Below are 6,158 nucleotides of genomic sequence, written 5' to 3' on the forward strand. Positions count from 1 at the left end.
CAGGCGCTGCTGCGCTCGGGCGACTGCATCCATGTGGACGGGCAGGAGATCGTGCTGGCTTGCCGGAGCGGGGCGAGTGCCTTGCCTCGTCTCGACATCGAGGCGTCGGCGACTCCCGATCCCCGCGTCGTCCTGCGGGGCATCGGCGGGCGCCATCACGGGCGCAGCTTCACCCTGGACCGGCCGCGCGTGGTCGGCAGCGGTGCCGACGCCGACATCCGCATCGAGGATCCGGCGTTCGCCGCGCGCCATGCGCGCATCGGCCTGCAGGGCGGCGCGGTCGCGCTGCAGGCGCTGGGCGAAGAGCGTTGCATGGTCAACGGGCATGACGTGCGCGAGGCCGCGCTGCAGCCCGGCGACCAGGTGGTGTTCGACGATCACCACCGGTTCGTGGTCGAGGCGCCGCTGTCCAACCTGGGCGAATTGCCCATGGAGCATTCGCCGGAGGTGGTCGTGGTGACCCGGCAGGAAAGGGCGTCGGCGTGGCGCTTGCCGTGGTTGTTGCTGGCGGCTGTTTTGCTGGCGGGGGCATTGAGTGGGTTGTTGTTGTTGTGATTTTCGCGGCTTCCGCCGCTCCTACGATCATTTGAGGATGTGATGCGCGCGTTCAATTTCAGTGCGGGGCCGGCGACGCTGCCGGAGTCGGTGTTGCGGCAGGCCTCCGAGGAGATGCTGGATTGGCGCGGCGTCGGTGCGTCGGTGGTGGAAGTGAGCCATCGCGGCGCCGAGTTCGTGGCCATGGCCGCGGAGACCGAGGCGGACCTGCGCGCCTTGCTTTCGATCCCGGACGACTATGCCGTGCTGTTCACCGCCGGCGGCGCGACCACGCTGCAGGCGTTGCTGCCGCTGAACCTGGCCGCGCCGGGGCAGGTGGCCGACTACGTGGTGACCGGGCACTGGGGCAAGACGGCGCTGAAGCAGGCCAGGCCTTATGTGAGCTTGAACATCGCTGCTTCCGGCGAGGCGGATGGCTATCGCGATATTCCGGACGTTGCGGAGTGGAAGCTGTCGCCTGGTGCGGCTTATTTGCACATCACTGCGAATGAGACGATCCATGGGGTGGAGTTTCGCGACATGGATGCCGTTTTCGCGGTTGCCGCCGCTCCCACAGGCGCCGTGCCGGTGGTGGCGGATTTCAGTTCTTCGATTGCCGCCGAGCCGGTGGACGTGTCGCGCTACGGCGTCATCTACGGCGGCGCGCAGAAGAACCTGGGGCCGGTGGGCATCAGTTTCTGCATCATCCGCCGCGACCTGCTGCAGCGCGAGGGGCAGCCGCGCGCCGACATCTTCGACCTGCGCTCGGTGCTGGCCAAGGAATCGATGCTCAACACGCCGCCGACCTGGAACTGGTACCTGCTGGGGCTGACGGTGAAGTGGATGCTGGCCGAGGGTGGCGTGACTGAATTCGCCGCGCGCAATGCGCGCAAGGCGGCGGTGCTGTATGCCGCCATCGACGGTTCCGGTGGCTATTTCCGCAACGAGGTGGCCGCGCCGGTGCGCTCGCGCATGAACGTGCCGTTCTTCCTGCACGACGAGGCGCTGGACAAGCCCTTCCTGGCAGAGGCCAAAGCGGCGGGCCTGATCGGGCTCAAGGGCCACCGTGCGCTCGGCGGCATGCGCGCGTCGATCTACAACGCGATGCCGGAAGCCGGGGTGCAGGCGCTGGCCGACTTCATGAACGATTTCCGCAAGCGCCATGGCTAGAAAGAAGAAATCACCTGGAGAGGCGCCGCCTCCGCCTGGGCCGCCTGCCGACCTGGCCGCGATCCGCGCCCAGATCGACGGCATCGACCGCACCATCCAGGCGCTGATCGCCGAGCGCGCGGAGTTTGCGCGCCAGGTGGGCAAGGCCAAGGGCAAGCTCGCCGCGGCGGTGGAGTACTACCGGCCCGAACGCGAGGCGCAGGTGCTGCGGCGCGTGGTCGACCGCAACGATGGGCCGCTGGCGGACGAAGTGCTGGTGCGCCTGTTCCGCGAGATCATGTCGGCCTGCCTTGCGCAGCAGGAACCGCTCAAGGTCGGTTTCCTCGGGCCGGAGGGCACGTTCTCGCAGCAGGCGGTGTACAAGCACTTCGGCCATTCGGCCAAGGGGCTGCCGCTGGCGAGCGTGGAGGAAGTGTTCGCCGAGGTCGCCGAGGGCGGCGCGGATTTCGGCGTGGTGCCGGTGGAGAACTCCGGACATGGCACGATCCAGTCGACCCTTGATCTGTTCCTGACGTCGCCGCTGAAGATCTGCGGCGAGGTCGAGCTGCGCGTGCGCCAGTACCTGATGTCGCGCAGCGGGCGGCTGGAGGACGTGGAGCGGGTGTACTCGCACGCGTTGTCGCTGGCGCAGTGCCGCAACTGGCTGCGGCAGAACCTGCCTTCGGCCGAGAAGCATGCGGTGGCCAGCAATGCCGAGGCCGCGCGCCGCGCGCGCAACGCCGACGATGCGGCGGCGATCGCGGGCGAGAACGCCGCGCATGCCTATGGCCTGAAGCTGGTTGCCGGGCCGATCGAGGATTTCAGCGACAACACTACGCGCTTCCTGGTGATCGGCCGCGACTCGTTCCCGTCGTCGGGCAACGACCGTACCTCGCTGCTGGTGTCCATCCGCGACCGGCCCGGTGCGCTGTACCAGATCCTCGAGCCGCTGGCGCGGCGCGGCATCACCCTGAACAGGATCGAGTCGCGGCCGGACCACGGGGCGCTGTGGCAGTACGCGTTCTTCATCGATGTCGAAGGCCACGCCGACGAGGCGCCGTTGAAGGATGCGCTGGCCGAACTGGGCGACTTCGCCGGTGACGTGCGCGTGCTCGGGTCGTATCCCGTCGCCGTGCCATGAAGCCGCAGCCACCCATCGAGGCCCTGCGCGCCTACGATCCCGGTCACGATCTCGTCGCGCTGCGCCGTGCGGCCGCGCCCGAACTGCTGGTCGAGCTCGGTTCCAATGAGAATCCCTACGGCCCGGCACCGGGCGTGCGCGCGGCGATGGAGGCGGCGCTGTCGCAGGTGCATCGCTATCCGGATCCGTTTGGCGGCGACCTGAAGCGGGCGCTGGCGGCGAAGCACGGTGTTTCCCCTGCGCAGATCATCCTCGGCAACGGTTCGCATGAGTTGCTGATGCAGCTGGGGCAGGTGTTCGCCGGGCCCGGCGTGGACGTGGTGTTCTCGCAGTACGGGTTCGCGGTGTTCGCGATCGCCACGGCCGCGGCTGGCGCGCGCGCAGTGGTGGTGCCGGCCTTGCCGGTAGACGCTTCCAAGCCGCGCGGCCACGATCTGGACGGCCTACTTGCGGCGGTGACGCCGGCGACGCGGCTGCTGTTCCTGGCCAACCCGAACAATCCGACCGGGACCTGGTTCTCGCGCGACGTACTGGCGCAGTTCCTGGCGGCGGTGCCGGAGCACGTGCTGGTGGTGGTGGACGAGGCCTACGGCGAGATTGCCGACGCGCCGGACTTCGGCAGCGCGCTGTCCCTGCTGCCGTTGCATCCCAACCTGCTCGTCACCCGCACTTTCAGCAAGGCCTATGCGCTGGCCGGACTGCGGGTGGGCTACGCGGTGGGCAGCGCGGAGGTGGTCGGGATGCTGGAGCGCGTGCGCGAGAGCTTCAACGTCAATTGCGTGGCGCTGGCGGCGGCCGAGGCAGCGCTGGCGGACGATGAACACTTGCGCGCCACCTGTGGCGAGAACGCACGCCAGCGCGAGGCGCTGGCCGAAGCGCTGAAGTCGCGCGGCTGGCAGGTGTCGCCGTCGCAAACCAACTTCCTGCTGGTGGATTTCGGCGACGTCGCCACTGCCAACGCGATCGAAGCCGGTCTGCTTCACCGGAACGTGGTGCCGCGCCCGATGGGCGGCTACGGCTTGCCGCAATGCCTGCGCATCAGCGTCGGCGACGCCGTCGAGAACCGCCGCTTCCTCGCCGCCCTGGATGCCTGCAATGCCAGGCCGTGATGTAGGAGCGGCGGAAGCCGCGACCTGGCTGGCCCACCCAGGCCAACCCCTGCGCGGCGAACTCGCCATCCCCGGCGACAAGTCCATCTCCCATCGCGCGATCATGCTGTCGGCGCTGGCCGACGGCACCTCGCGCATAGAAGGATTCCTCGAGGGCGAGGACACGCGTGCGACCGCGGCCATCTTCTCGGCGATGGGCGTGGAGATCGAGGCGCCTGCGCCGGGTGTGCGTATCGTCCATGGCGTTGGCATCGACGGCCTGCGCACGCCTGCGGGCGTGCTCGACTGCGGCAACGCCGGCACCGCGATGCGCCTGCTCGCCGGCCTGCTGGCGGGGCAGTCGTTCGACACCACGCTGGTGGGCGACGAGTCCCTGTCGCGCCGGCCGATGGGGCGGGTGATCGATCCGCTGGCGTCGATGGGTGCGCACATCGATAGCGACGAGGGTCGCGCGCCGCTGCGTATCCACGGCGGCCAGGCATTGCGCGGCATCGACTACGCGCCGCCGGTGGCCAGCGCGCAGGTGAAGTCCGCGGTGTTGCTGGCGGGGCTGTATGCCGATGGCGAAACCGTGGTGCGCGAGCCGCATCCGACCCGCGACTACACCGAGCGCATGCTGCAGTCCTTCGGCTATCCGGTCGACATCTCCGAAGGCCGTGTTGCCCTGCATGGCGGCGGTCGTCTGCGTGCAACGGACGTGGTGGTGCCGGCGGACTTTTCTTCGGCTGCCTTTTTCATCGTTGCGGCCAGTCTCGTTCCCGATTCCGAGCTGCACCTGCGCAACGTCGGCATGGACCCACGGCGCACCGGCCTGCTGCAGGTGCTACGCCTGATGGGCGCCGACATCACCGTTGGAGCGGCGGAAGCCGCGACATCCGACATCATCATCCGCCACGCCCCGCTGCACGGCATCGAAGTGCCGGTTGAATGCGTGCCGGACATGATCGACGAGTTCCCCGCGCTGTGCGTGGCCGCAGCCTGCGCGCAGGGCGACACGGTGATCCGCGGCGCTTCGGAGTTGCGGGTCAAGGAGTCCGACCGCATCGCGGCGATGGCCAGCGGTCTGCGGACACTGGGCGTCGCGGTGGAGGAAGCGCCGGACGGCCTGGTCATCCATGGCGGAACGCGCCTGGGTGGCGGCACCATCGAGAGCCACAGCGACCATCGCATTGCGATGGCGTTCGCGGTGGCGGCGCAAATGGCCAGCGGCGAGGTCCGCATCCGCGACGTCGCCAATGTGGCGACGTCGTTTCCGGGGTTCGACGAGGTGGCCCGGGTGGCTGGGTTGGGGCTTGAGGTCGCTTCCGCCGGTCCTACGGGGGGCGGTCCTACAGGCGGAACGCGACCGGAACGGTGACGGTGGAGGCGACGGCCTCGCCGTTGCGGATCGCCGGCTGGAAACGCCAGTTGCGGGCGGCGACCAGGGCAGCGCGGTCGAGGGCGCGGTTGCCGGAGCGGTGGGCGTAGTCCACGTCGACCGGCAGCCCATTGGCGTCGACGTCGATGCGCAGGGTCACGTTGCCCTCGACGCCGCGGCGGCGTTCCTCGGTGGGGTAGCGGGGCAGCGCGGCGCTCAGGAGCTCGGGCTCGCTCGAGCCTGCCTTGGCCGCAACGGCGGCGTCGTTGCTGCCGCTGCCTGCGCGGCGGGCAGTGGCCGGCCTGGTGGCTTCTTCGACGGGCTTGCCGGCAGCAATTTCATCCGCCGTGCCTTCGATGATCGTGAGGTCCTGGCCCAGGGGTGGCGTGCTGTCGCGCGTGGCGACGTACCACCAGCCGAAGGCGCCGACCAGCAACAGCAGGATCCACAGCGAAGCGGTGGCACCCGGACGCGATGGGTCGTCAGCAGTCAGCGCGGGGTCTTGGTCGGGACGCGGGGTGTGGGTTGTGTCGGTCATGTGAACGCTCCTCGGGGAGGCAGGCGTTCACCGTCGCACGGCAAGCGTGGAGGACGGGTCAGCGACCGAGGTTGAAGGTGATCGGCACCTGAATGACGCCTTCCACCGGGCGTCCGTTGCGCATCGCCGGCTCGAAGCGCCAGCGGCGCACGGCGTCGACGGCGGCGCGATCCAGCGAGCGCGAGCCGCTGCCCTCGACGAGGTCGATGCCTTCCGGTTCGCCGTCCGCGCCGACATGCACGCGCAGGACCACGGTCCCTGATTCGCCCCGGCGCTGCGCTTCACGCGGATAGCGCGGGGCAGGCGAGCGCATCGGCGTCGGGTCGCGGT

At 69.4% G+C, this 6,158-nt stretch carries 7 protein-coding genes; 5 read left to right on the top strand and 2 right to left on the bottom strand.

What is annotated here, in order from left to right:
• The 5 genes from QAA18_RS11550 to aroA all read left to right on the top strand — a co-directional run.
• Positions 1-555, top strand: a 555-nt coding sequence (locus QAA18_RS11550; RefSeq protein WP_279413119.1) for an FHA domain-containing protein, incomplete at its 5' end; no start/stop codon positions are given.
• A 39-nt stretch (positions 556-594) separates the two neighbouring features.
• Complete coding sequence (gene serC / locus QAA18_RS11555) at positions 595-1,704, top strand: 3-phosphoserine/phosphohydroxythreonine transaminase (RefSeq protein ID WP_279413120.1); 1,110 nt, start codon at positions 595-597, stop codon at positions 1,702-1,704.
• Positions 1,697-2,824: a prephenate dehydratase gene (gene pheA, locus QAA18_RS11560; RefSeq protein WP_279413122.1), complete on the top strand. Its 1,128-nt coding sequence runs from the start codon at positions 1,697-1,699 to the stop codon at positions 2,822-2,824. The genes serC and pheA overlap by 8 nt, the downstream gene beginning before the upstream one ends.
• Positions 2,821-3,933: a histidinol-phosphate transaminase gene (gene hisC / locus QAA18_RS11565; protein WP_279413124.1), complete on the top strand. Its 1,113-nt coding sequence runs from the start codon at positions 2,821-2,823 to the stop codon at positions 3,931-3,933. Before pheA ends, hisC begins: the two co-directional genes overlap by 4 nt.
• Entirely contained in the window at positions 3,920-5,290 is a 1,371-nt protein-coding gene (gene aroA, locus QAA18_RS11570) for a 3-phosphoshikimate 1-carboxyvinyltransferase (protein WP_279413125.1), read from the top strand. The genes hisC and aroA overlap by 14 nt, the downstream gene beginning before the upstream one ends.
• Here aroA and QAA18_RS11575 read toward each other — a convergent pair.
• Both QAA18_RS11575 and QAA18_RS11580 read right to left on the bottom strand, forming a co-directional pair.
• Positions 5,262-5,828 carry an energy transducer TonB gene (locus QAA18_RS11575; RefSeq protein WP_279413126.1) on the bottom strand — a complete coding sequence of 189 codons (567 nt, stop codon included), beginning with the start codon at positions 5,826-5,828 and terminating at the stop codon, positions 5,262-5,264. The two genes, aroA and QAA18_RS11575, sit on opposite strands and share 29 nt — an antisense overlap.
• A gap of 58 nt (positions 5,829-5,886) precedes the next feature.
• A partial coding sequence (locus QAA18_RS11580; protein WP_279413127.1) for an energy transducer TonB occupies positions 5,887-6,158 on the bottom strand: 272 nt, incomplete at its 5' end.

The sequence above is a fragment of the Luteimonas sp. 8-5 genome (assembly GCF_029763755.1).
GTDB lineage: Bacteria > Pseudomonadota > Gammaproteobacteria > Xanthomonadales > Xanthomonadaceae > Cognatiluteimonas.

Bases quoted from the DNA above. Each gene is read 5' to 3' on its own strand.
- pheA (WP_279413122.1), top strand. From the start codon at position 1,697: ATGGCTAGAAAGAAGAAATCACCTGGAGAGGCGCCGCCTCCGCCTGGG.
- hisC (WP_279413124.1), top strand. From the start codon at position 2,821: ATGAAGCCGCAGCCACCCATCGAGGCCCTGCGCGCCTACGATCCCGGT.
- aroA (WP_279413125.1), top strand. From the start codon at position 3,920: ATGCCAGGCCGTGATGTAGGAGCGGCGGAAGCCGCGACCTGGCTGGCC.
- QAA18_RS11575 (WP_279413126.1), bottom strand. From the start codon at position 5,828: ATGACCGACACAACCCACACCCCGCGTCCCGACCAAGACCCCGCGCTG.